General features: G+C 36.8%; 14 protein-coding genes and 1 tRNA gene. 1 reads left to right on the forward strand and 14 read right to left on the reverse strand.

What is annotated here, in order from left to right; all coding sequences use genetic code 11:
- Positions 1-24: 24 nt before the first annotated feature.
- From IWC72_RS19810 to IWC72_RS19835, 6 genes are all read right to left on the reverse strand, one after another.
- Positions 25-1,749 (reverse strand): RagB/SusD family nutrient uptake outer membrane protein, encoded by a 1,725-nt coding sequence (locus tag IWC72_RS19810; RefSeq protein ID WP_194530993.1) that lies wholly within the window; start codon positions 1,747-1,749, stop codon positions 25-27.
- A gap of 19 nt (positions 1,750-1,768) precedes the next feature.
- Positions 1,769-4,618: a SusC/RagA family TonB-linked outer membrane protein gene (locus IWC72_RS19815; RefSeq protein ID WP_194530994.1), complete on the reverse strand. Its 2,850-nt coding sequence runs from the start codon at positions 4,616-4,618 to the stop codon at positions 1,769-1,771.
- A 38-nt stretch (positions 4,619-4,656) separates the two neighbouring features.
- The gene (locus tag IWC72_RS19820) at positions 4,657-6,465 is read right to left on the reverse strand and encodes a RagB/SusD family nutrient uptake outer membrane protein (protein WP_194530995.1); all 1,809 of its coding nucleotides are present in this window, start codon (positions 6,463-6,465) and stop codon (positions 4,657-4,659) included.
- A gap of 11 nt (positions 6,466-6,476) precedes the next feature.
- Positions 6,477-9,581, reverse strand: coding sequence for a SusC/RagA family TonB-linked outer membrane protein (locus IWC72_RS19825; protein WP_194530996.1), 3,105 nt, complete (start codon positions 9,579-9,581; stop codon positions 6,477-6,479).
- A gap of 696 nt (positions 9,582-10,277) precedes the next feature.
- Positions 10,278-14,393, reverse strand: coding sequence for a hybrid sensor histidine kinase/response regulator transcription factor (locus tag IWC72_RS19830; RefSeq protein ID WP_194530997.1), 4,116 nt, complete (start codon positions 14,391-14,393; stop codon positions 10,278-10,280).
- 370 nt (positions 14,394-14,763) lie between these two features.
- Positions 14,764-15,339: a peroxiredoxin-like family protein gene (locus tag IWC72_RS19835; protein ID WP_194530998.1), complete on the reverse strand. Its 576-nt coding sequence runs from the start codon at positions 15,337-15,339 to the stop codon at positions 14,764-14,766.
- Positions 15,340-15,687: 348 nt separating this feature from the next.
- Here IWC72_RS19835 and IWC72_RS19840 point away from each other — a divergent pair, with 348 nt between their 5' ends.
- Positions 15,688-16,599, forward strand: coding sequence for a Ppx/GppA phosphatase family protein (locus IWC72_RS19840; RefSeq protein ID WP_194530999.1), 912 nt, complete (start codon positions 15,688-15,690; stop codon positions 16,597-16,599).
- A gap of 366 nt (positions 16,600-16,965) precedes the next feature.
- On the opposite strand, the gene IWC72_RS19845 is transcribed toward IWC72_RS19840, so the two are convergent.
- The 8 genes from IWC72_RS19845 to IWC72_RS19880 form a co-directional block, all read right to left on the reverse strand.
- Complete coding sequence (locus tag IWC72_RS19845) at positions 16,966-18,717, reverse strand: sulfatase-like hydrolase/transferase (protein ID WP_194531000.1); 1,752 nt, start codon at positions 18,715-18,717, stop codon at positions 16,966-16,968.
- Between the two features lie 169 nt (positions 18,718-18,886).
- Positions 18,887-19,663 carry a M90 family metallopeptidase gene (locus IWC72_RS19850; protein WP_194531001.1) on the reverse strand — a complete coding sequence of 259 codons (777 nt, stop codon included), beginning with the start codon at positions 19,661-19,663 and terminating at the stop codon, positions 18,887-18,889.
- 80 nt (positions 19,664-19,743) lie between these two features.
- Positions 19,744-20,982 carry a cation:proton antiporter gene (locus IWC72_RS19855; protein ID WP_194531002.1) on the reverse strand — a complete coding sequence of 413 codons (1,239 nt, stop codon included), beginning with the start codon at positions 20,980-20,982 and terminating at the stop codon, positions 19,744-19,746.
- 82 nt (positions 20,983-21,064) lie between these two features.
- A tRNA-Pro gene (locus IWC72_RS19860) sits at positions 21,065-21,138 on the reverse strand.
- Between the two features lie 70 nt (positions 21,139-21,208).
- A complete protein-coding gene (locus IWC72_RS19865) occupies positions 21,209-22,123 on the reverse strand; it encodes an alpha/beta hydrolase (RefSeq protein ID WP_194531003.1) in 915 nt (304 codons plus the stop codon).
- A gap of 14 nt (positions 22,124-22,137) precedes the next feature.
- Complete coding sequence (locus tag IWC72_RS19870) at positions 22,138-22,857, reverse strand: M15 family metallopeptidase (RefSeq protein ID WP_194531004.1); 720 nt, start codon at positions 22,855-22,857, stop codon at positions 22,138-22,140.
- A gap of 87 nt (positions 22,858-22,944) precedes the next feature.
- A complete protein-coding gene (locus IWC72_RS19875) occupies positions 22,945-24,801 on the reverse strand; it encodes a DUF5060 domain-containing protein (RefSeq protein WP_194531005.1) in 1,857 nt (618 codons plus the stop codon).
- 227 nt (positions 24,802-25,028) lie between these two features.
- Positions 25,029-25,847, reverse strand: a complete 819-nt coding sequence (locus IWC72_RS19880; protein WP_194531006.1) for a sugar phosphate isomerase/epimerase family protein — start codon at positions 25,845-25,847, stop codon at positions 25,029-25,031.
- Positions 25,848-25,866 lie beyond the last annotated feature (19 nt).

The raw sequence follows: 25,866 nt of genomic DNA on the forward strand, positions 1-25,866 counted from the left end.
AATTTATATCCTTTTAAAGTATCCCTACCAGCCTTCGTTCTGCTCAATAAGGTTGAATCTTACCACCTCGTTCTGAGGTATTGGCGCATAATTGGCATTTGCATTGTACAGCCTTGGCTCTACTGAAAACTCATTATACTCCCCGCCGTTAAACTGCAAGCCTATTGCATCTGGAGTTTCATCAAAAATATTCCATCTTCTTAAGTCATATAAACGATGTCCTTCAAAACAAAGTTCTAATCTACGTTCATTACGAATTAAGTTTCTCATGTCTTCTTGGGAAGCTATACTGCTTAAATAAGCATCTGAATTTTCAAGACCGATACCCGCTCGTGCTCTAATGGCTGCCAAAATATTCCTTGCAGACATTCCCCCTACCATTTGATCAGGACCACCCAATTCATTGGCCGCTTCGGCAAGCATCAAAAATAAATCTGTATACCGTACATAAACGTTAAATTTTTCGGAAGCGGAAATACTACCATCTGCACTAATATTGATTTTTTGGTCAAGCAATTTTTTTAAATAGTGTCCTGAGCGTGTGGATCGTTGAGAAACCTGATCAATACCGTCAACACCTGCGCTATTAATATTTATTACTCTTCCGTTCAAATCATTACCGTTATACAATATATACCTCTGTAGTCTAGTATCTCTATTTTCAAAAGGATTGGTCGCATTGTAATCAGGATGTGATTCGGAAAATGGGAATCCGTCTAACATAGGAAAAGCTTCCACTAAATTCTGAGACGGATTTAGTTGGCCACTCCCGTTTAAAGAAGGGGGGAAATGTTGACTTTCTACCCACGTCATACCAGCGGAAGCGTTACCTCGCCACAATACTTCAGGGAAATTTCTTGTACCAATTGGAAATTCATAAAAATTGTAATGCCCCGTAGGGTCAAGACCTCCTATTCCCCCAATATCGTTCAAAAGTTCAGCAAGAATATCTGCGGCATCTTGGTAATATCCACCCTGTCCGTTCATGTAGGCCGGACTTGCTGCCAACAAATACAACTTTGCCTTAAAAGCTTTAATAATTCTACCGTTTATTCGCGCATCTTGGTCTTTTCCGAATACAAATTGATATTTGTCGTCATCGGAATCATTATATCTTGATGGTCTCTTTGCCAAGTCACCATCATAATCCATTGGTAAATATTCTAGAGCCTCATCAAAATCTGCAATAATCTGGGTTACCGTTTCTTCAAAACCTAATCTAGGGGTGTTGAAATCAGCATCAAACTCATAAAATTCCGTGATATACGGGATTCCCAAAAGCTGGCCCGATTGGCCACGCCCACCGTGTTCCTGTAAAATCCAAAAATGTCTAAGCGCTCTCAATGCTACTGCTTCGCCATATAATCGCTCTTTAAAAAGTGCATTGGTCTCTTCATCCCGTTTCCAAACTACCTCATCTATTAATGTTATAAACTTATTGGCATACAGCACGTGTTCATACTGCCACCATCTGCTTGTAAAAGCATTTTGGGCGTTCCATTCACCGGTGGCCATTCTTCTATAACCACTTAAATAATTATGAACGGCGTCATCTGTAGCTACATCTGTAAAAGCGAACTGGTCTACCATATTCTCGTACGCATTGAGCAATACCCCCTCTGCAAAAGCAGGGTCAAAATTAAGACGCTCCTCTCCTAACAAATTTTCATCTACAGGTTCCACCAAACTACACGCCGCAATAGATGAAAACAACGTGAAAAGGGTTATATTTTTAAGTATATTCTTCATTAGAAAATTATTTTTCACATTAAAATTTCATTCTTGCCCCAAAGGAATAATAACGGAACATTGGATTAAAACCGAGCTGCAATTGTCTTACATCCTTATTCTTAGAAAACTCCGCAAGATTTGAGACCGAAGTAAACAAATTAATATCCTTCATCTTCAATTTATCTACCAATTGAGAAGGTAGATCGAAAGTTAACTGAACTCTCTGTATTCTAAAATTATCGTTGCTATACATCCAATAGGTAGAATTTTTTTCAAAATTGTTGGTGTTTCCGGTAGAAGAAAGTCTAGGAAAGGTTGCCGTATCGGCAGTTGCTTCCGTCCATCTACCTTCAACTACATCTGAATATTTTGCATCGCCCTGTGGCCTATAATAATTTCCTGACAACATACCGTCACCACCAATTTCCGCAGTTAAAAGTGCAAAGAAGGTAAAGGCTTTATAGGACCACGTAATATCCGACCCAAAGCTCCATGGTGCTGCATAACGCCCAATTTGGACTATATCTTGATCATTGACCACATTATCCCCATTTTGGTCTTTATATTTAATATCACCGGGTTTGACCGTTCCGTATTGTGTGGGCAGATTTCCCGTTAAACTCCCGTCTTCATTAAATTCATCAACACCGAACAAGCCTAAGGATTCAAGCCCCCAAATGGCATCTACAGGGGTGCCTTTTCTATTCTGATACTCATCTTCATAAACCTCATCAACTATAGTTCTTTTTGAAGTAGTATATAAGGCCCTTGCTCCAATATCAAAAGTAGAATTCTCTGTTTTTGTACGATAATTCATCCCTACTTCAAAACCTGAGTACTGGTCTTTATTAAAGTTACTGTAGGGTCTAAACGAGTTATAATAATCAGGATACAAAGTAGAAGCCCTTATCACCTGCTCCCCTATAATAGATTGAAAAACATTGCCCTCTAACCACATCTTATTGAACAGCAACGCCTCAAAACCTAAAGTATAGTCGGTTCTTTTTTCAAAGTCTAAATTTGGATTTTGACCCCGTAAAATTTTTGTAGAAGCATTGTTGTACCCTGCACCATTAGTATCTCCCCAGCTGTAGCCTCCACCATCTTGCTGATAAATAGCATCATAAAGAAAATAGTCTTGAATACCTAAATCAGAGTACACTACACCCATGGATGTTCTCAATTTAAAATAATTCAACCAAGACGAGTCTTTTAAAGAAGGTTCTTCCGTTAGTACATAGGCTAGACCCACTGTAGGCGCAAGCTTTGCTCTATTACCGTCAGCCAATTTCACCGAGTTTACATATGCTCCACTAAAATTTGCGTAAATCTTTTTCTTATAATCATAATTCAAGCTTAAAGCCACATGACTATTTTTAGCCGATTGTTTCTCATCACGCACATACGTATTATTTGCAAAACCGATTAGCGATGCATCTATGGCATGATCCTCATTTAACTGTTTTTCGTAATTGAGCAAACCATAAAAACCGTACCTGATTGCAAAGACATCTGTATTCACGTTTTCCACTTGGTCTTTAAGATCGTTATCTCTTACATTGACCAAATCGATGATTTTGTTATCATCGTTCCAGGTAGGCTCATAAACTGCATATTCATTCTGAACACTTAGATTGTACACATTATAGAAATCAAAACTCACATAGCTTTTTGCCGACAACCCTTCAGTGATTGCACTTAAATCAAAATCTATAGCATTGTTTACTTGGCTCATACGTGTCATGTTCGTTTGGTAACCGCCCGCGTAAATTTCTGCGATGGCACCTCCGTTATAAACCTGAGTTCCTCCCAAAAGAAATCCGTCATATTGATTGGCCGCATCAACCACACCTCGTAACTCAGGATTTTCTGAATAATCTATCTCACTAATAGGTAATAATGGCGAATATAAATTAGGTCTGATAATACTACCCAAAGTATAAATACTACTACGTGAGCTTTTCTTCTTATCGATTATAGCAACTACATCTAAGCTACTTTTAATCCAATCATTTACTTTAAAATCTATATTACCACGAACATTGAACCGTTTGGCCCCTTTATCATTTTCTTCGCTTACCGATTGAAAACTACCATCAGATTTAAAACCTAGGTTAATATAAAATTTGGTATTGTCAGAACCCCCCGAAAAATCCGCTGTTACATTTGAATATGGTGTAAGAGGATTAAAGTTTCCGTCATTATAAAAATCCACATTTGGATACCTGTATGGGTTGATACCACTTCTGTGGTTTTGTATTTGTTCAGTACTATATATTTCACCTAAACCATCATTGGCACGTGCTTCATTGAAATACTCCATGTAGTCTGCCGAGTTCAAATAATTGGGCATACTAATAGGTAATCTTACCCCGGTACTGGCACTAATATTAAATTGTGTTTCAGTAGAACCACGTTTGGTCGTTACCACTATAACACCATTACGCGCCATTGCACCATAGAGAGCGGAAACGTTAGCATCTTTTAAAATAGTAATTTCCTCAATCTCTTCCATATTTAAAAGGTCTATACTACGGCCAGGAATACCATCTACTACTATTAAAGCTTCCCCCAGCCCGCGAATACTGCTGCCTCCTCTTAATCCGGTTAATCTACCACCTAAGGCATCACGCACCCATTGGGTAGTATCAAATTTTAGAAAATCACCAGGTTTAACAGTTGAGGAAGAACCGATAATATCATGTTTTGTAGTTGTTTGGAACCCTAAGTGTACTTCTTCTTGCAAATTAGACTCTAACTCATCCGGTTGGTTCTCTAAAACCACCGTACTGGTCGAATCTATAGTTTGTGCCGTTACCGATAGACAGCACAGCATACAGAGGCATCCACCGAGCAGAAGTTTTGTAAGTATATTCAATTGTATCATAAAGTATGGTTATTGACTAGTGGTATAAACAGTTTTAATTACCAACCTGGGTTTTGTGGGAAACCTTCATATATTTCAGTATCATTTTTAGGGAAAGGCAGCCAATAGTGCTTGTCTTCAAAGACTTTGGTCCTTAGAACCCTTTCGACAAAATTTATAGGTTTGCCTTCTGCATTACGGTCAAAAATTATCTCTGTTTTAAGCTTATATTTTTCTTGAGTACCCAGCTTCCATCTTCTAATATCCATCCAACGGTGCGATTCATACGACAATTCTACAGCACGCTCGCGACGTATTTCGTCCATAAATGCAGTATCACTTGTTAGATATTCAGGTTTTACATTTAAACTACCGTCCGGTACGGCTCTTTCCCTAATTTTATTAATAGCGTCTAACGCCGATAAATCAAAATCTGCCGGTTTTCCATTAATTCCGTAAGCAACTAGAGCAGCCTCGGCATACATGAGATATACATCGGTTAACCGTACATGCAATCGCCATGCGAAAACCCCTTGATTGTCAAAATTGTTGAAGCCAACCGGGAACCATTTTTTGGCTACATAACCCGTTCTTGAGCCATTTCCTTTATTCGGGTAACGGTGAGCACCATCCTTATAGAATTGAGCGTACCGATGTACCTCATTTTCACCTGTAGCTGCACCTAGATTTTCTACCATTTGGTCACCATCTATAACAAGCCATTTATAAAGTCTAGGGTCTCTATTCTCCCAAGGGTTCGCAGGGTCATAAAGCGGACTATCCTCAATAGACAAACCGTCACTCATACCAAAATTGTCCTGAATGTAATTGTGTGTTGGGAATGAAGCTAGGTTGTTCTGACCAATAGCCCCAAGTTGCCAGTTAGTGGACAGGAAATTTTGGAACCAGCCCACAGACCCTGCTTGACTAAAAATATATTCTGAGGAATATGGGTATCTACCTTGAGTAGAATAGAAAACACTCTCATATTCATCCCAAGGCGTTAGACTATATCTAGACATTTTTAATACCTCGGCAAACGTATCCGCCGCGCGTTTTGCCAACTCTGTATCATAATCATACGTACTAGCGCTATTTTGCATTAAAGGACTTGCCGCATATAACAGATTCTTTGCTTTTAAAGACAACGCTGCACCCTTAGTGAGCCTGAACATATTCTCTCCCCTTGATTTTAAGCCTGGCTCAAAGTCTGGGTCATCCCAATCAACAGGAAGTAAATCAACGGCCTTTTGAAAATCTTCATCTATTTTTAGTGCCGTTTCCGACCAATCTGCCGGTCTTTCTATCTTCCAATCATCATCCAACACACGATCAATGTATGGAATGCTTCCCCAGAACTTCATGATTTCATGATGAAAGAACGCTCTAAAAAAGTGAGCCTGTCCTAAAACCACATCCTTCTCTATTTGCGTGGCATCAGTCATTAAACTATCTGCATCGGCAATAACAATATTTGATTTTCTAAGACCGGCCCAACTACTTGGCCATAACTTGGCCCTATCAAAAGGTAATTCCGCACTTGTATTGGTATTTCCGTCAAACATGCTTCCCGGACCGCTTCTTTGCCATTCCCAGTACCGTCCTTCGTCTATGGCATAGTCAAATTGCCATGTATCAATACCAACTGCATCTTCTGCATAACAGTGAAAATGTTGCCAGTGTGCCGCCGTGCTGTAATCTACGATCATGGCATACATTTCTTCCACGAAACCTTGAGCGCTATCAAAATTTTTAAACACTTCCTCTTCCGTTAGCTCTGTCTCTATGGATTTATCTAGGTAATCTTCACAAGAGGCGAATATTCCCAGAAAACATATTCCAAATATCAGTTTGAATATCTTACGCATTGTTTACTATATTAAAAGTTAATGTTTAGACCTATGTTGTATCTTTTGAACGTAGGGTAGTCACCACGATATTCCGATGCCGTTGGCCCCGTGTTATCTTGCCTGTCATCTGGTAGATCTGACCAGAAGGCCAAATCATTACCACTCACGTAAACCCTATAATTACTTCCATTTTTCGCTTTAAAGGTATAGGCCAATTCTATATTTTTGAGTCTCACAAAAGAGGCATCGTACCAGTTTCGATACGGGTCCGTGCCACCACCAGTTCCAAGCCAGGCCGGAAGCACTTCTTCTCCATCTGGATTATCTACACTCCAATAATCAGATTTCTCTTCAAAGAATAACGGGGTTTCGAGCATAAAGGTTCTATCCGTATAGTTTTTGGTTGCATTGCTTACCCCGTAAAACTGCACCATAAACGATAAGTTCTTATATCCCGTGCCCAGCGTTAAATTATAGGTGTTTTGCGGTCTTACCGTATAACCAAAAGGCACTGCATCATCTGCATTTATCACCCCATCGCCATTAAAGTCAATTTCATCATAATACCCTGGTCTTCTTGTTTCCTGGCTATTCTCTTGTGGGGTTGCTCCATACACATCATCCCAAGATGTTAAGATATCTCCCCTAATATTCACTCTTGGCTGGCCAATTGCAAAACCTTCTTCTTTTTGATAACTGGGCTTTAATAAAGGATCTTCTTTAAAGATAATTTCATCCTTTGCTTTGGTAAAAGCGAAATTTGACCAGACATCCCAATTTTGGGTCAATTGCTTTTTATAATCCAATGAAATTTCAATTCCCTCTACCGTAGTTTCCCCAATATTAAAATCTGCTGGTTGGAAGCCAAAGAAACTGGGAACACTACGGGAATCGGCAGGTACGATGATGTCATGTCGATCTTCCTTAAAAACATCCACTTCTAGAGAAAGGCTATTTTTAAGTACGGATAATTCAAAACCTATATTGGCTTTCTCCGAGGTTTCCCACTGTAGATTAGGATTACCGATAATATCCTCTGAGCGGAAAGTATACGGGGATTGATTACCGTATGGATTAACGTTATTTAGGAATGCCGTACCACCACTGGACCATTGTGAGAGGTAAGCCCATCTTTCACCAGCACTATCATCTCCTACAACACCATAGGAACCTCTTATCTTAAACTTATCCAACCAGGAAACCGACTCCATAAAAGGTTCGTTACTCAACATCCAACCTAATGCAACTGACGGAAACAATTCGAATTTATAACCAGGGCCATATTTCTCAGATCCGTTATAAGCTCCGTTTACATCAATAAAATATCGACTATCATAGTTATATGTTGCCCGAGCAACCCAATCTTCACGATATCTAGGAAACATACTACCAATGGCATACTCTTCCCTGTTCATTAACATTAACACCGTAGTATTATGCTTTTCGGCAAAAGTTCTATTATAGTTAAAGGAAAGTTGATAGAAAAGACGTCTACTAGTTTCCCAGTCTTGAATGGCAAGACCGTTCTGTTCCCAAGGATTCAAAACAAAGTCAAACTGATTTGTACCCACTGGAGAAACAATTTGCTCGGTGCCATCTTGATCATAGATTTTATAAACCACGTTATCCAATCCGCCTGGGTTATCTTCTACAATTCCGCCTTCTCCCCTAAAATTGTTATCATAGGACAAGCGCCCCGTGAAGCTTAGACCTTTTAAAAGAAAATCTAATTTTTGGTCCAATATAAAGTCACTATTGACTTGAACTCTATGATTTTTAGTAAACCCCTTTGCGGTTAGTATTACGGCAGGGTTACTCAATTCAAAATTCTCTGTAATAGCCCTGCCGTAGGTACCATCTTCATAAATAGGCGTATATAAGTTAGGCGCTAACGAGTAGATACTACTATATAGTAATTGGGGATCCGCTTGGTTTGTATTTTGTAAACCGTAGTAACCAGAAAGATTGACCGATAAACGTGTGGTTGGCGTAATATCAAAGTCAATATTACTTCTGTAATTAAAACGGTTATAGTTAAAGTTTGTTTTATAATCCCTTCCGTTATCAAAACCTCCCGCATCAAAAATATCACCTACGTGTTGATAGGAAAGAGCTCCAAAATATTTTACTGATTTTGTTCCACCGGCAACAGATAAGTTTACTCTATAATCAGTGGCAAAATCTTTTTGCATGGCATCTACCCAATCAACATCTGGATAAATACTCCGCTCTAAATCATTTGCAGGATTACGGTATTTCTCCAAGATATCCACGGGCGTATAACTTCGCCATGCTTCTTCACGCACCGGCACCGTTCGCTCAATGGCTTCATTAGCAACGACCAAACTGTTGTAAGAGTCATATTTATCCGGGATTCTAGAAAGTGTTTTTATAGCTGAACTTGCAGTAAGCGATAGTTGCGCCTTTCCTTGTCTACCCCTTTTTGTTGTGATAAGGATAACTCCATTTGCACCCTTTACCCCATACACCGCCGTTGCAGAAGCATCTTTTAAAACGGATAGACTTTCTATATCTCCAGAGTCTATATCGTTCATACTACGCTCTATACCATCTACCAAGATTAGCGGTTGACCTCCACCGTTCCAAGAACTTTGCCCACGAATGAATATCTGAGGTGATTCTTCTCCCGGACGGCCTGTTGATGACACCGTGGTTACACCAGGCAAACGACCGGTCAATGCCTGACCAACAGTAGACACACCACCTGATTGCATAAGATCAGCACCAGAAACTTGCGCAATGGAGCCAACTACACTTTCTTTGGTTTGCGTACCATAACCAACCACAATAACCTCATCTAACTCAGAAGCCTCTGATGCCATAACCACATCTATTCCGGTTCGAGACGCCACCTTAATGATTTGCTTGGCGTAACCAATATAACTGATTATTAACGTACCATCCTCAGGAACATCTATAGAATAGTTACCATCAAAATCGGTCATAACCCCTTTGGTGGTGCCTTGTAAAAGTACACTGGCACCTATAATCGGTTGTCCTGTATCTTCTTCGGTAATTGTTCCAGTTACTGTTATAAGGTCTTGTGGAAGATCATTTGCTATAAGTGCAATAGGGAAAAACAAAACAACCATTACCAGAAGTTTGATTTTCATATAAAAATCAAAACACAATATAGACTGTTTTGTACAAGGAATCCGTTTTTTCATACCGCGGTAGTGTGGGTTGATATTTTTTAAAAATGCTCTTTATTAAAAAGGAATGTAGCAATCACTCCTCTTCTCCAAACCATAAATATTACAATAACATGATGTTAGCGTTAAGCCTAAAACGGGTTTTAAATGCATGACTATTCCGTGAAATTTAGAACATGCCATTTTCGACTTTGGTTAATTATGAATTTGGAGTTGTAAATGTTAAAAAAAAATCAAATAAACAAAAACAGGAATGATGCCGCTTAACTCTCATTTGTTGCGAATTTTATTCATTTGATGCAGATCGCAACATTTGTGAAAAATTATGCAACATTCGTGATTTTATAGAATTGTTAGGTAGGCTGTTTATGATCACTATTTCCTAAAAATAAGATGATCAATATGTGTTTTTGTTAAAAAATAACCACTTATTGAGACTGAATCCTGATTTAGTAGCACAGCAATATCTCAATTCAACCTCATTCTTCTTTGCTATTTTAAGAAATATAACCGGAGAAAGGGAGAAGACAGTTGGACCTAACAAAAAGTTAAAATAGAAGAACACAAAAGCCAAAATTTTAATAATCAATAACTTAAAAGCACCTGAAAACACCCTAACTCTTAACTAAGTAAATTAAGGCGACTTCCTAATGATTATTAAACGTTTTCCTGCTTTATTTCTGCTGGGGAAACCCCAAAATAATCCTTAAACCTTTGTGTGAAGTAGGAAGTAGATGAAAAACCAACAAGGTTACAAATATCGTTCAAATCTGAATTCCCATTTTCTAGAAGCGTCTTCGCTTTCTGTAACCTTTGGTTCCTAATAAATTCATTTGCTGTCTGATTGGTAAGTGCCTTTGTTTTCCTATACAACTGACTCCTACTAAGGTTTAAATGAGAAGCTAAAGATTCTACCCCTAGGGAAGGACTTGTAATATTTTCATGAATATAATTAATGGCTTTTTCTATAAATGCTTTGTCCAAGGAAGTTATACTGGCATCATCTTGAATCTCTCCCATAGATTTGAAGTACTTTTTATAAATCACTTCTCTGCTATGAATAAGCTGACTAAGATGATGTCTTACCAATTTCATATCAAAAGGCTTTACTAAATACACGTCTGCGCCTTTTTCTATCCCAGAAATTCTATCGTCTATCTTCGCATTTGCCGTAAGCATCATTACTGGAATATGACTGGTTTTAATGTCTGATCTTATGGCCTCACAAAAATCGTATCCGTTCATTTCTGGCATTATTACATCTGTAATAATTACATCCGGAAGTATTTCCTGTGCCAATTTTAAGCCATCGGCACCATTTTTGGACACCACAACCTTATACTCTCCTTTAAACTCATTCTTTAAATAATTTCTTAGCTCTGTATCATCTTCTACAATTAATAGAGTTTTTGCCTTTCTTTCCGTTCTAGTTGGAAATATAGATTCTTGCGCATTAGTAGCTTTTACAAGGTCTGGTTTTATTGATGACAACTTTCCGTTTGTAATACTAATTTCGGACGCTTTAAAATGATTCTTACCAGCGGGTAGAATTACGCTAAAAGTTGACCCTTCACCTAATTTACTTTTTACATCTACACTACCCTTATGAAGTTTTACAAAACTATGAACGAGCTCCAACCCAATTCCTGCTCCGCTATAATATCCTTTGTTTAGAGGTTCTCCTTGATAAAACCTTTCAAAAAGTTTCTCTAGCTCTCCTTCTTTTAATCCAGGACCGGTATCTGCTACCTTAAATTCTATACCATTGTCAGTTTCTTTTATCTCTACTACTATTTTTCCGCCGTCAGGGGTTACTTTAAATGCATTAGATAGTAAATTAAAAACAATTTTTTCCAGCATTCCTTCATCCGCCCATACCCATATCACCTCATTTTCTGTATTCACTGTCAAATCAATATGATTAGAAAGTGCTTCTTCTTTAAAATGGTTTGATACCTCTTTTATGAACGGAACTATATTCAGCCTGCTTGCTTGAACTTTAATCTTATCCGACTCTAGTTTACTAAAATCCAGTAACTCGTTTATTAAACGTATTAAGCGTTCCGTGTTTTTATATATTGTTAAATGTTTTAGCCTTAGGCGGTTTGAATAATTATCATCTTTCTCACTCAAAATATCCTTTATCGGATTTAATATCAATGTAAGTGGAGAACTAAATTCATGAGCTACATTGGTAAAGAATTGTATTCTTTCTTTATGCAGCTCTTCTTCCCTAACCCTTTTTTGCCGTTCATTTTCAACTTGCTGCTTATCTATAATTCGTTTTTTCTCAAACCTTCGCAACAAACTCAGAAATCCTAGAATAATTAGAAAATAAACGAACAAGGCCCAATTATTCCTCCACCAAGGAGGTAAGATTTCTATGTGAAGGGTTACCGGGGTCTTGCTCCACACACCATCATTATTGGCCGCTTTCACTTTAAAAATATAATGGCCCGCGTCTAGGTTTGTATAGGTTGCACTACGGGCTTCATCTACATAATTCCAATCTTCTTCATAACCATCTAGATAATATGCGTATTGATTCTCTTCCGGCCTTGTAAAACTTATTCCTGAATATTCTATTGTAAATACAGACTGTTCACTGTTTAACGTAAGGCTGTCGGTTTGAGAAAATGCTTTGTGTAAAGGAGAGTCATCATTGTCCGGCAGTACGGTTTCATTAAACAGTTTAAAGTTTTTTAAATATACCGAAGGCGGTGTTTCTAAAATATTGATGTTATCCGGATTAAAATAATCAACTCCCTCATTTCCTCCAAAATACAATCTGCCTTTATTGTCTTTGTATACGGCATTCTTGTTATAATCATAGGAAACAAGACCATCTCTCTTGGTATAATTGGTAAACTCTTTAGTAGCTGTATTAAACATAACTATGCCTGAATTACCATCTAACCATAAATTACCTTTTGAGTCATTTGTTATGCCTATTATATTGGGCATGGTTAACCCGTTGGATTGACCATACCAAAGAGCTGTATTTTCTCCTGTGTCGAACCTTAATAAGCCTAAGCCTCTAGTGCCTGCCCATAATATATCATCATCAATAAACAACGATACAATATCATAATGGTTTGAACTGATAGATGGGTCGTCCTGCAAAAAATGGTTCATAAGAATGGCTTCGTATGCACCACTGCTATCCTTTCTCATTTTTATCAGACCGTTGGTAGTTGCAACCCAAACTGTTTTTTCCCTGTCTACCACAACCTTGTTGATGTAGTTGTTTACCAATTGATGTGATACAAAAGACGAATCCGTAAAGTTCGCGGCACTTACATCATTCAACTGAAAAGAATATAACCCCTGGTTGAATGTTCCGATCCAAACTGTGCCCTTTGCATCTTCCGTGAAACTCATGATAGCTCTAGACCCTTTTCTATCGCTTAGAATCGGAAATTTATAATTGATGAATTGTTTTGAACCTTTCTTTAAAAAAAACAAGCCTTGGTCCCAACTTCCTACCCAAATATTAAACTGACTATCAATGAACAAGGTCTGAATATAATCACTGGTCAATCCATTATATTCAGAACTATCACCCGTATTTATATGAGTAAAAGTGTTGGTTGACCTTTCCCAGACATCAATTCCTCCGCCTTCCATGGCTATCCACATCCTATTTTGGTCATCTTCAACAATAGCCGTAACCGAACTAATCTGCAAAGAATTTGGCTTATTATATACACTCTGAATTTCACTAAACTTATTGTAAAATTTATCATACACCACAATACCTCTGTTGTAGAAACCCACCCACATTCTTGAGTCCTTATCGAGATATAATGACCATACGGAATTGGATAAAATACTTTTCTCATCATTCTTGTCAAAGAGAGAGTGCCGAACAACTTCTCCATTTTTATTTAAATTGTAGAGCCCGTCATTCTCTGTTCCAAGTAAAATTTCGCCATCAGCAGATTCTGCAATAGCAAAGATGTTTTTTCTTGTGACCTTAAAATTCTCAACTGTAGGCGTTTGGTTTTCACTGGATAATTTTACTTTGTAAATTCCATTTGAAATAGATCCCGCCCATATAGTTCCATCCGTATCAATAAATAACGATTGAAGACCTGCAGTAATGGTACGTGCTCTGTTCCCATCTCTAAACAAGGCAAAATCAACACGTTTATTTTTTGAATCTACCTCTAAAAGACCACTACTAGTTGCTGCATAAATGGTACCAAGGTCAGTTATTTTTATTTCAGAAACCGCAAGATAATTATCGGGTCTAGGGTTATTGAACGGCAACCTTTCAAGGATAAGCGTATCTAAGTCCATTAAAAACACACCCTGTTCTCCGGTACCCATATATAGGTTTCCATTACCATCTCCCTGCAGGCTTATTATACCAATATTTCCTTGATTTATATTATCCTTATTTACCAAAGGAATATGACGAAACTCATCATTTTCACGATCATAGAGCGCAAGACCTATATTTGTACCTACCCAAAACCTATTTTTAGCATCTAAATAACTACAGTACACAAAGTTACTAGTAAGTGTCTTGCTTTTATAATCTTTGGGTTTATACGACACATAATCCATTCCATCATACCTATAAACACCCGAACCATGGGTGCCTATCCAAACAAAACCATCTTTATCTTGAGTAATGGTATGTACACCTACCTGAGATATACCATCTTTAATCTTATAAAAATCTAATTTTTGCTTTATTTCTTGAGCGGTAGCATGCCAATTTAATATGCTTAAAAGGCATACATACAATACTAATAGTTTTCTCATAAAGAGTATCGCGGATTTCATGTTTCAAGTTTGGTCAATAACCCTAAACAGTAACAGCATATGAACAGATGTCTTAACTGTAAAAAAGTTAAGTTAATAAAAAACACCTCTATGTAGCTATATGCAAATGTTAATTTGAAGGTAAAGGGCAATCTAAAATATACTCTGTGGGCAATAACAATGTTTAAAATTGAAGAACTAAAGAGTCAGAACAATAAATTACAGAAATACACAGGTTATCTGTAAGCTAATTAAATTAGGTTTTTAGATTAAACTAAGTGGTTAAAACATTTCTAAAATTTGCGGTATATAGACTTCTGAAACCCTGTTCTATCCTGCAAATTGATGCGACTAATTCTAGTTGATGATTCTACGATTTTTTAACCAATACTTTAAGAGTCTCTAAAATCTCAGACACACCCATTCTTTCCGTATAATTAGCTTCAACATGTGCGGCTTCAATTATTTGACTCGTATTGATTATAAAAGTAGCTGGAACGGGCAGGGTTTTTAATCCATTTCCATTTAGAAGGGTTAAGTCTCTGCGGCTATGATAGTCTTCTCCTGGATCAAACTGAAGATTATAGGCTTTTATCACTTTTTGAGAAGCATCACTTAAAACTTCAAAATCTAAGTTATTCTTTTCCTTTGCTGTTAATGCATCATCTGGTTTTTGTGGGCTTATTGCCAAAAAAGATGCCCCAAATGATTTTATTTCAGATAGGTTATTTTGAACTTCCCTTAAATCTAGATTGCAAATAGGACACCATTCACCACGGTAGAATTTGATAATTACAATACCTGTTTTAAGCATTTCAGAAAGTGAAACATCATTACCCATTGCATTGGGCAAAGTAAAGTCAGGAGCCTTATCTCCTATGGTTAACCCTTTAACTTGCGAAGCATTAGCTATTACTAATTTTTGAAAATCTTGTAATTCACTCATTGTTCTTGTTTCTTTTATCTTCCTAAAGATAATTTAGATTCTCTATTTCCGTGAATTTACAAATTCACGGAAAACTGAGACTTAATTGATCAATAATTTTAAACAAAATACAAACCGTCTACAAATTCTTTAATCGTATATTTCTAACCTCCATTTTCATTGGCTGTCCCATATGTACTTGAACTTCCAAAAAAGTGTTGAACATTTTAGAAACGGATGTTTTAGATTCTGCATATTTGTAATTATTAAACTATGTTCAATGTAAGTAGGTACTTTTAAGAAACCATCTTGTTGTATTCCGTTTAGTCTAATGGTTTAGGAAAAGACATAAAAATAAAACACAACTATATGAAATTAGCATCAATAGATATAGGGTCCAACGCTATACGGCTCCAAGTCATAAAAGTATATGAAGAAGCCGATTTAATCAGCTTTAAGAATCTACAATTATTACGTTTCCCTTTACGCTTAGGTCACGATGTATTTTCTCAAGGAAAAATATCCGAACCAACAAAAGAAAAGTTCATTAAGCTCATGAGCACCTTTAAACATCTCATTGATTTATATGAGGTTGAAGATTACTACGCGGTAGCTACATCTGCCATGAGGGAAGCTAGCAACGGAAAGGAAGTTAGTAGCCATATTATGAAAGAAGTGGGAATGAAAATCAATATCATTACCGGAAAGAAGGAAGCTACTATTCTTAATAAAGCCATAAAACCAACTTTACAAAATAGAAAATACGTGCATATTGATGTGGGTGGTGGTAGTACCGAACTAAATTTACTTGAAGGAGGAAAACTTTTACAAAGTAGGTCTTTTAAAATAGGATCGGTCCGCCAGTTAACCACTAAAGAACGTGCGGCCGTTTTTCTTTCTATGAAAGAATGGATACATTCTACTAGCTTTTACAAGTCCAAAAACATAGTAGGTATTGGTACCGGAGGAAATATTAACAAACTCTACGGATTGGCCAACAAAGCCTCTAATATGGCTATATCTTTTGCCGAATTGAAAGCGTTAAGAGCATATGTAAACGAGTTTACATATGAGCAACGAATGTCCATTCTAAAAATGAATCCGGATCGCGCAGATGTTATTATTCCTGCTTCCGAAATTTATTTGAGGGTACTAAAAGAAATGGCAAGTGATCAAATTCTTGTACCCAAAGTGGGACTAAAAGACGGTTTAATCTATGAGCTCTATGAACAAAAAACTCACAAAAATTTAGACAAAATCGAGTATTTAGGTTACTTATAATTATTCTTTCACCAAACACATTTATTTAAAGTATTTAAAACCTATTTCATTAAATAGAATTCCTATCTATAAAGTGAAATGGGTTTTTTACCTTCTATTTTTTCTTACCCATAATCAAGCGGGCCGCTGTTTCACCTAGCACTTGAAAATCTATAGAAATTCATGTAACTCCCAACAGTTGTTTTAAAAGGACTTCATTATAGGATATACACCAATATCATCCCCTAATTCAAATATTACGAATCTGATTGACAAGATTTATCAAACCAGATTCACTTACGGTTACAAAAAAATAGCGGCCAGATAGAAATTATGATGGATAGCTCAATACATTCAAGACTAGATATTATCCGTACCATGTTCTCCCTACTCCACCACTTTACTAGGCTCAAAACCAATTCTATAGGCCTGCGCAATTACTTTGTTTCCTTCTGGAATTTTAAATGGTTTTAGGTAAACGGACCATACTTTTGGGATAGTTCCATCTGCGTCTATAATTTTGTACCCTAATGAAGCTCCATTTGTAGAACACTTAAGGGTAATTTCATTACTCGAATTTGCAATCTGCGGGTCTGCTGTTACAGGTTGGTTTTCTTTACCTTTCCATAATTTGGCAATCAAATCTCTTTCTGGAAGATTAGGTTCATCTTCTATTATTGCGAGCCATTGGTCCATTTCTATTCGTAATTCTTCCAGCTTATTTTTATAAATAGGGTCTTTTGCCAAATTGTTCACTTCGTACGGATCGGTCTTACAGTCATATAATTCTTCAGCATCTTTTTGCTCTCTAAACCAAAGGGCTTGAATACTATCTAAATTTCCTTCATCCCGTAATCGCAATAATTCTTGCATGGTGGGAATCCTTTCCCGGTATTCAACAGGCAAGTAATAACCTTGATCAGGTCTATAGTTTCTTATATATTTAAATTGACCATCGCGTACCGCACGGATGGCGTCCGTAAATCCATCAAAACGGTCTGCTGCTCCATGGATATATTCACGTTCCTTTTTCGCCTTATATTCTCCTAAAAAAGCCTGACCTTGTAAATAACTAGGCGGTTCAATTCCTATTAAAGACAGTAAAGTTGGCGCAAAATCCACAAAACTTAGCAGTTCTTTATCTATAGTTTCTGAATGCTGTTTGTCGGGAAACCTTATAATCATAGGTGTATTTAATCCAGAATCATAAACCAAACGTTTTTCCCTTGGTAATGGTCCTCCATGATCACCATAGAAAAAGATAATGGTACTTTCTAAAAGTCCATCTTCCTCCAACTGTTTTAACACCGCACCAACTTGCCTATCCATTTCTGCAATGTTGTTGTACATCTTCCACATATCGCGACGCACCTTGGGCGTATCCGGCAAATACGGAGGAATATTAAACTTCGTGTCTTTAGACAAGTGTTCTGGAGTTTCTTCTTCAGACATCCTACCCGAATCCCAAATATAATCTCTATTCCCTGATTGATAATGCCTTGTTTCTATATGTTTAAATCCATAAGGCTCAAATAACCCGGATTCATGCGTATCAGTAAAATTGAACACTGAAAAGAAAGGCTGATCCTCACCCTTATTTCGCCAATGTGCGTAAGGACTACTTTCATCCCAAGCCGTTTTGGGAGCTTTAAATTGATAATCTTCTTTATCATTATTCGTACAGTAGTATCCATTTATACGAAGTAACTCACTAACCATCCGAACCTCTGCTGGAGGAACCGCCCCGTAAGATGGCAAACCTGTCTCCTCTGTATAGGATGTAGTCCGCATATGACTAGCTCCAATACTAGACGGATACATTCCTGTAGTAATAGCTGCTCTACTTGGGGCACAAACCCCAGAAATTGAATACATATTAGGATATACAACACCTTCTTTAGCTAGGCGACTTAGATTAGGTGTTACAATTGTTGAGTCTCCAAAAGAAGGTATGTACGGACCCATATCTTCCGTAACCAACCACAAAATATTAGGACGTTTGGGCAATTCTATTTCTGAAGAAAATGCAACTTCTTTTTCGTTTTTTTTAGTTTTTGTTTGACAACTCGTGAGAAGAATACTTATTAAAATAAGTGTAATAAAAAGGTATTGATTTAATGGTGGTTTGGTGGTTTTCATACTAATATATCTTCTTTGAACTATAAATATAAATATTGAAAATCAACTTTATACGTTCCCGTCTATAGGAATTATAAATTAAGAAGTAAACTACCTCGGGGCTAGCCCGCGAGACATTAAAAGGAATACACCTTAATTTCGAGGCAAGCCTCGGAGCATTTAATCTCGATTATCGAGTAAACCGATACATTTTCTTCATTAAGTCATAAAGTTCCGGGTGCTTTTTTTGAAAGGTCTTAGGGTTGTTAAAAAAATACTCACTAGCTACACTCAAAAACTCTACTTCATTGGTAGCCCCATAAGGATTAATGTCCGATTCTCTTTCTCTAATATTATCAATCTCTTTGTGCATTAATTTTAACCAAGGAGCAACGTACTGTTTTTGCATTAAACTTTCAGGAATACCGTCTACCGCACCATCTGCCTTATCTATTAAATGAACAAATTCATGAATGCCCACATTAGATTTAGAGTTTTCGTTTTCAAACCCCGCGCGAAGTGCAGGTAGTGATAAAATCATCAGGCGATTCATATTTCCCGATCCCACCTTACCCAAAATATTACGTCCTTCTCCTTCCGTCTGGTTATCTTCATTAAAACTACCTTTATAAAGCAATACTTCATTAATGTTTCGGTAGCGTAATTCAGGGAAACCGAAAAGAGGTATGACAGCACTAGCAGCTACTAATAAACGATCTAGGTCATTAATTTCAATCTTCACACCTGTGATAGTAACATCATCAAAAAAATATAATATTTCCTCCTCAAAACGAAACTTATCCGTAAGAGGCAAATCAGCATAAAAAGATACTTTCTTATTCAGTATATCTCGCCAATCTTGGGTAAAACCTTTTAAATCAATCTCTTTTTTATAGAACCAAATTCGCCAAACAATTAATGTAACCAACAGAAGAAAAGGAAGAACAACAAAAAAATTTGCAGACATATTTTACTTTAAAAATAATGATAAAGAATAGAATTCCTAATTGTGATTTTTGCTAAACAATTTATGAAATCTAACCAGGGTTATTTTGTTATACGAACAATTACTTTCTCTAAAGTCAAACCCTGTACAATAATAGAAAAAATCACCACCAAATATGTTACTGGTACAATATAATCCCATGAAACATCTACCGGTAAGGATAGAGCCATAGCTATTGATATTCCTCCCCTTAGTCCACCCCATGTCATCAATAAAGATGTTTTAGAATCAAAGGACAACCATTTTCTTAATAATATTACTAAAGCACTAACAGATAAATAACGTGATACTATAACTACAATAGCTGCCAAAATGCCAACTAGTATTAGTTGTTGTGTAAATGGAATTAACACTATTTCCAAACCTATCAAAACAAATAGCACTGCATTAGTTAAAATATCTATTAGCTGCCAAAATTTATCTACATAATCTACAGTGGTCTCTTTTTTCTCTTGACGATACGTTTTGTTCCCAATAAAAAGTCCGGCTACAACCATACTAATAGGGCCTGAAACACCAATTTTCCCCGCCAAAGCATAACCGCCCATTACCATGCCTAAGGTAATAAGGACCTCTGTTTCGTAGGAATTAATTTTTGAAATGGCCCTATGCGCAATACGTCCTAAAACATACCCAAAAAGCAGGCCTCCTCCAATTTCCACCAGAAAATTCTCTGCTATGCTTAGCGGTTCAATCCCGTCTAAATTCCCGGCATTGGCAAATTGCAACAAAGTCAAAAATATAACCACTCCCACTCCATCATTAAAAAGACTTTCCCCTACTATAGTAGTCTCCATAGATTTTTTAATACCAACTTTCTTTAAAATCCCTAAAACAGATATTGGGTCTGTTGGTGAAATAAGAGCTCCAAATAATAAGCAATGTACAAGAGGTAAAGGCATGCCTAGTTGCTGTAAAACCCAGAAAAAAATACTTCCTACAAAAGCTGTGGAAACCAACACGCCTAAACTTGCAAAAGCAACTATTTTCCATTTCTGGGATTTCAATTCATTAATATTTACGTGGACTGCTCCTGCGAATAACATAAAGCTCAATAGTCCATCCATCAATAATTTTTTAAAATTGATGGAACCCACTATGTTCTTTTCTAGTTCGATTAGCTCTGGAAATAACTTGGACAACCCTAATATTGCCAAAGAAAAAGCAATGGAGATAATCATAGTTCCTATAGTGGTCTGTAATTTTAAGAACCGAGAATTGAGGTATGCAAAAATCGCCACCAAGACCATAAGTACACTAATAATAGTAAATAAATCCATGTCTTAAATTAACTATTTAAAAACAAAAAACCTCATACATCAAATGATCTATGAGGTTAGAATATAATTTAAAATAATTTCGTCGGGATGACAGGATTTGAACCTGCGACCACACGACCCCCAGCCGTGTACGCTACCGGACTGCGCTACATCCCGAAATTGGATTGCAAAAATATAAAAGTTAGGTAGATATTCTGCTATCTTTTATAAAAAATACTAGAGCCAACTAATCTAAACTCTCCATCCAACCGAAAAGCAGTTCAGGCCAGGTTCGTAAATACTTATCTTTTAACCCCAAACCAAAACCATGACCCCCTTTTGGAAAAATATGCATAGCCGCCGGAACTTCATTTTTAATCAACGCCCTGTAAAACACCAAACTGTTTTCTACAGGAACGCCCTTATCATCAGAAGCATGCACTAAAAAGGTAGGAGGTGTGGTAGTATTTACCTGCTTCTCATTACTGAAATAATCAGTCAAACCTGACCTTGGCTTTTTAGTCAATAAATTATTCTGAGAACCATTATGGGCCCAAGATTCATTCATACTAATGACTGGGTAACACAATACCATAAAATCTGGTCTTGCGCTTAACTTATCAACCTCATCAATTGGGTCGTATATTTTTTCATCAAAGTGGGTACCCAAAGTAGAGGCTAAATGTCCTCCCGCAGAAAACCCCATTATACCAATTTTAGTCGCATCAATATGAAACTCTTCGGCTTTACTACGGACCATTCGTAATGCCCGCTGTACATCAATCAAAGGTACATACTCTTGGTTCGTCTGAGAAATAGATGATGGTAAACGGTATTTAACCACAATACCAGCTATACCCTTACTGTTCAAAAATTTGGCAATATCGGTTCCTTCCCAATCATAAGCCAAAATACTATATCCTCCTCCAGGAAAAATCAATACCGCCTGCCCCGTGGCATTCTTTTTTGATGGTAGGTATACTTCAATTGTTGGTTCTTGTACTTTACTTATTCGTAAAATGTCTTTCTGCTCATGAACCTCCTTTTCATTAGATACTATCTGGTTAGGTATCTTACCTTTTGGCCATAACGGCATTATAACGTCTTGTGAAAAAGCGTTTATACTCATTGCAAATACGGTAAGAAATATTAATTTATTCATCTTAAATTTTGTCATTAGTTACAATTCCACTTAAAATTAGCAATTGGATACCTATGCGCTCCATCCAAATTATAATGCCACCATTCTGTTCTGGTAGACCAAAAGCCGTACTTTTCCATCGTTTCCTTTAAAAGTTTTCTATTAGCCAGTATCTCTTTTGGCAGATCAAAATTATCATGGTAAGCCCGTTTTCCAAAGAAATCAAAATCCGTTCCCATATCCAGTTCCTCCCCATCCAATGACTCTAAAGTAATATCTACCGCACCACCTTTATTATGAATAGAACCTTTCTTTGGATTGGCTACATACTGAGGATTTGGGACAATTTTCCACATTTTATATTGAACAGAATTTGGTCTATAACAATCAAAAAATTTAATCCGTACACCACTCTTTTTAAACTCTTCATTAACTTTTAATAATGCCTTTGCCGTTTTTACACGGGTATAACATTCTGCACATTCGTAAACTTTTTCTTTTAGAAAATTATTCTTAGTGGCATACCGTAATTCATACCCAAAGCCATCACTAAAATCAGCTAAACGCACAAATGTAGTATCAGTCAGTTTATCAAAAGTTCGGAATATTTTTTTTGGCCTTTTCTCATTTACGACCGTATCAACTTGCTGAACAACTACCTCTTTTTTTTGCTCTAAATCCTTCTTATTCTTGGGACTTTCACCACACGAAATAAAAAAAACTAAAAGAACAATCGCACTATAAAAATTCCTCATAAAAATAGTTTATCGATAGAGTATGAATTTAATACCTATCTCTGATAAAGATGTAAGCAACCTGATTTTCAAGTTTTATGCAAGTTATTACTTTCTTGCTATTACAATAACCCAATCTTTCTCTTTTTGACCGTTATAAGCAGACAGTTCAACACTGTTGGGCTTGGTAATTTTCCATCCCTCATTCTGTTTATCAAACAACATACCTCCTACTTTAGGGTCATAAAAAGCTATCGTAAAAGCTCCATCGCCTATAGTCAGATCAGTGGTTTGATTTTTTGGTAGATACACTACGTAGATTTCATCCTTTTTAGCAAAACAATATGCTTTATCATTACTGACCAACTCGTCATGATTCTGCATTGTTTCATACGGCAAATGGTCTTCAAAGAATTTTTTGGCATTGTTACTAATATCCCACCATGCATCACGAGCCCTAAAATCCTCTGCCGAAATATCATTATTTGGAACATCTTTACCGCCAAAATACCACGAAGTTCCTGCTGCACCAGACATTAAACTACCCCAAAGACTGCTGTGCATAACCATGTCATGATTATTATTTGCTGCCGTATCTGTCGTAACGCCAATATCCCAATGACCAATTTCATCAAGATAAACTATCCACGGCTTCTTCTTCTGTACGGATAAATTCAACCATTTTTTCACTTCTTTATGCACTTCTGTAGTATCGTACATTTGTAAAGAAGGAACTTCAAAATTACGATACCCCAACATAGGCGTAAATGTTTCTTTTATAGGGTCTAAAGGTCTACCTTCCCTACGCTCACCAGTAACCCTAACATGATTATGAACGGCAATGGGATGATTATAGGGATCAATTTTACGAATGTAATCGGCATAACTTTTTAACTGCTCAGGACTACGGTTTGTTTCTTCTCCTAAATTCCAGACCACACCTAAATGATGACCAAAACGAGCTACTAATTCTTTATAAAAAAGTTTTCTTTCGAGTCCTAGCTCTCCTTTGTTTAAAATGGTATCATTCTCCGTTTCTTGTGTAAATACATTCATGGCCATTCCCAACTCATCCATATGGGTTAAAACCATTTCCCATTGATCTAATTTACTCACGTCATACCGTGTTTGTTCATTGGGTGCTACCCATGGCCATACATCATTACCATCTCCATTTTCGTTCATCGCAAGAAAATAAAGGCTATTCATTCCCTTTCCGGACAAGTAATTAAGTGCCCCTATTATGCCTTTACCATTGTAAAAACCCCAAACCGGATCCGAATCTTTCCAATCATCAACGTGGGCCGAATAGTCATGAAGACCTTCATGCAATGTTGGTGTGGCAGGACCTCCATTATCGTAAGTACCATCAAATTCAGAATAGGCTAAAAAATTCTCCGGACTTCCTACTCCATTTTTTAAAAAAGGTTTTCCCGTTTCACTTTGCTTTAGATAATGCGCGTTGTCGTAAACCAACATTCCTGTACGGTAAAATCCATTTGCAGTTGAGTCTACTGGTTGAATCTGAAATTCTCCATTTACATTCCAAATACTTTTATTTTTCTTAGGTAAAGTGAATTGTTTAACGGCTATATTTTCACCTTCCATCAAATAAGCTTTAAACTTCCATTTCCCTGTTTCACCAGGAGTAAATTTAGCTCGCCACTTATTTCCATTTTCGGCGCTAGAATTGGCAGCATCACCATCTGTTGCAAAATAGCCGTGAACCGTATAAGTTGTATCTTTATTTGAAAAATTAACAAGTAAGGAATAGTCTAAAAAAGGATTTATAGAATCCATTTCCGATACCTCTGGCCCATTAAAAGTTAAAGTTAGTGGCTGCCATTTTTTTAGGCTGCCTTCTAGCAGATAGTTCTTGTTATTATCTTTTTTTGTACACGAACTTAGCACAAATACAAGTGAGCTAATAAGTACAAAGAACTTCATTGGTCTGTGGGAACACATAAGTAGCTGTTTGATTTAAGCGACCATAAGGTAAGTATTTTTTAGTATCGATTATATAAACATACTAGTAATATTCTGTCCAAATAATTAACTAAACCTTTCCTCCATGACGCGGAATGTATAAAGTTTAATTTTCTTTCATTTTTAAATTATTTGTACTTCTTCGCCAAAAACAAAGTCCCCTATCTTTTCAGGTAGGGGACTTTGTTTATACAATATCTTAAATATTAATCCAGACTCTTCAAATAACTCAAACTTTGAGGAACTTGCTCTACAACGCTAGAAGATTCATCTTCAATAAACATATACTCAATACCTAACTCTTTAGCTTCAGCAACAATTCCTGCAATATCTACTTGACCTTGACCTAAAACAACATTTGTCTCATGGTCTTCCTGTCCCGTGTTATTGCCTTTGACACCTTTTTCCATATCCTTAAGGTGAAGTAAAGTGAATTTAGATTTGTACTTCTTCATCAACGCCAATGGGTCTGCTCCTCCGTGTTGTGCCCAAAAAACATCTAATTCAAAAGTGTAATCAGTGGCGTTTTTCACCATATAATCAAACAAAGTTCCATCTTCATACGGGCGAAATTCATATCCATGAGGGTGATATGCCAATGTAATACCGTTCTCTTTTAGAAGTTTGCCAGCTTTATTAAATACTTCAGAAGCATGCTTGGTCTCTTCTAAATCCCACTTATTGTCGTCATGAGGAACCCATGCACACATTACATACTTTGCTCCATATGCTTTTGCATTTTCCACAACCTGTTGTGCGTTGTTTTCTAAATCACCAAATTTAGCACCAACACTCACCACGTCAAGACTATTGGTTTTTAATAACTTCTTGAACTCCTCTAGAGACAAACCATACGTTTCTCCTCCTTCAATTTTTGTAATGCCCCAACCTTTTATGGTCTCCAGTGTTCCTGGTACATCGGTTTTAAACTGATTACGTAAACTATAAAGTTGCAAACCTACTTCTTGTGCCGATAGCGATAGCGTAAAAAGAGCTGTTGCGATAAAAACATTAATTTTTCTCATTTTCTTATGTATTAATTAT

This window comes from Zobellia roscoffensis (assembly GCF_015330165.1).
Taxonomy (GTDB): domain Bacteria; phylum Bacteroidota; class Bacteroidia; order Flavobacteriales; family Flavobacteriaceae; genus Zobellia; species Zobellia roscoffensis.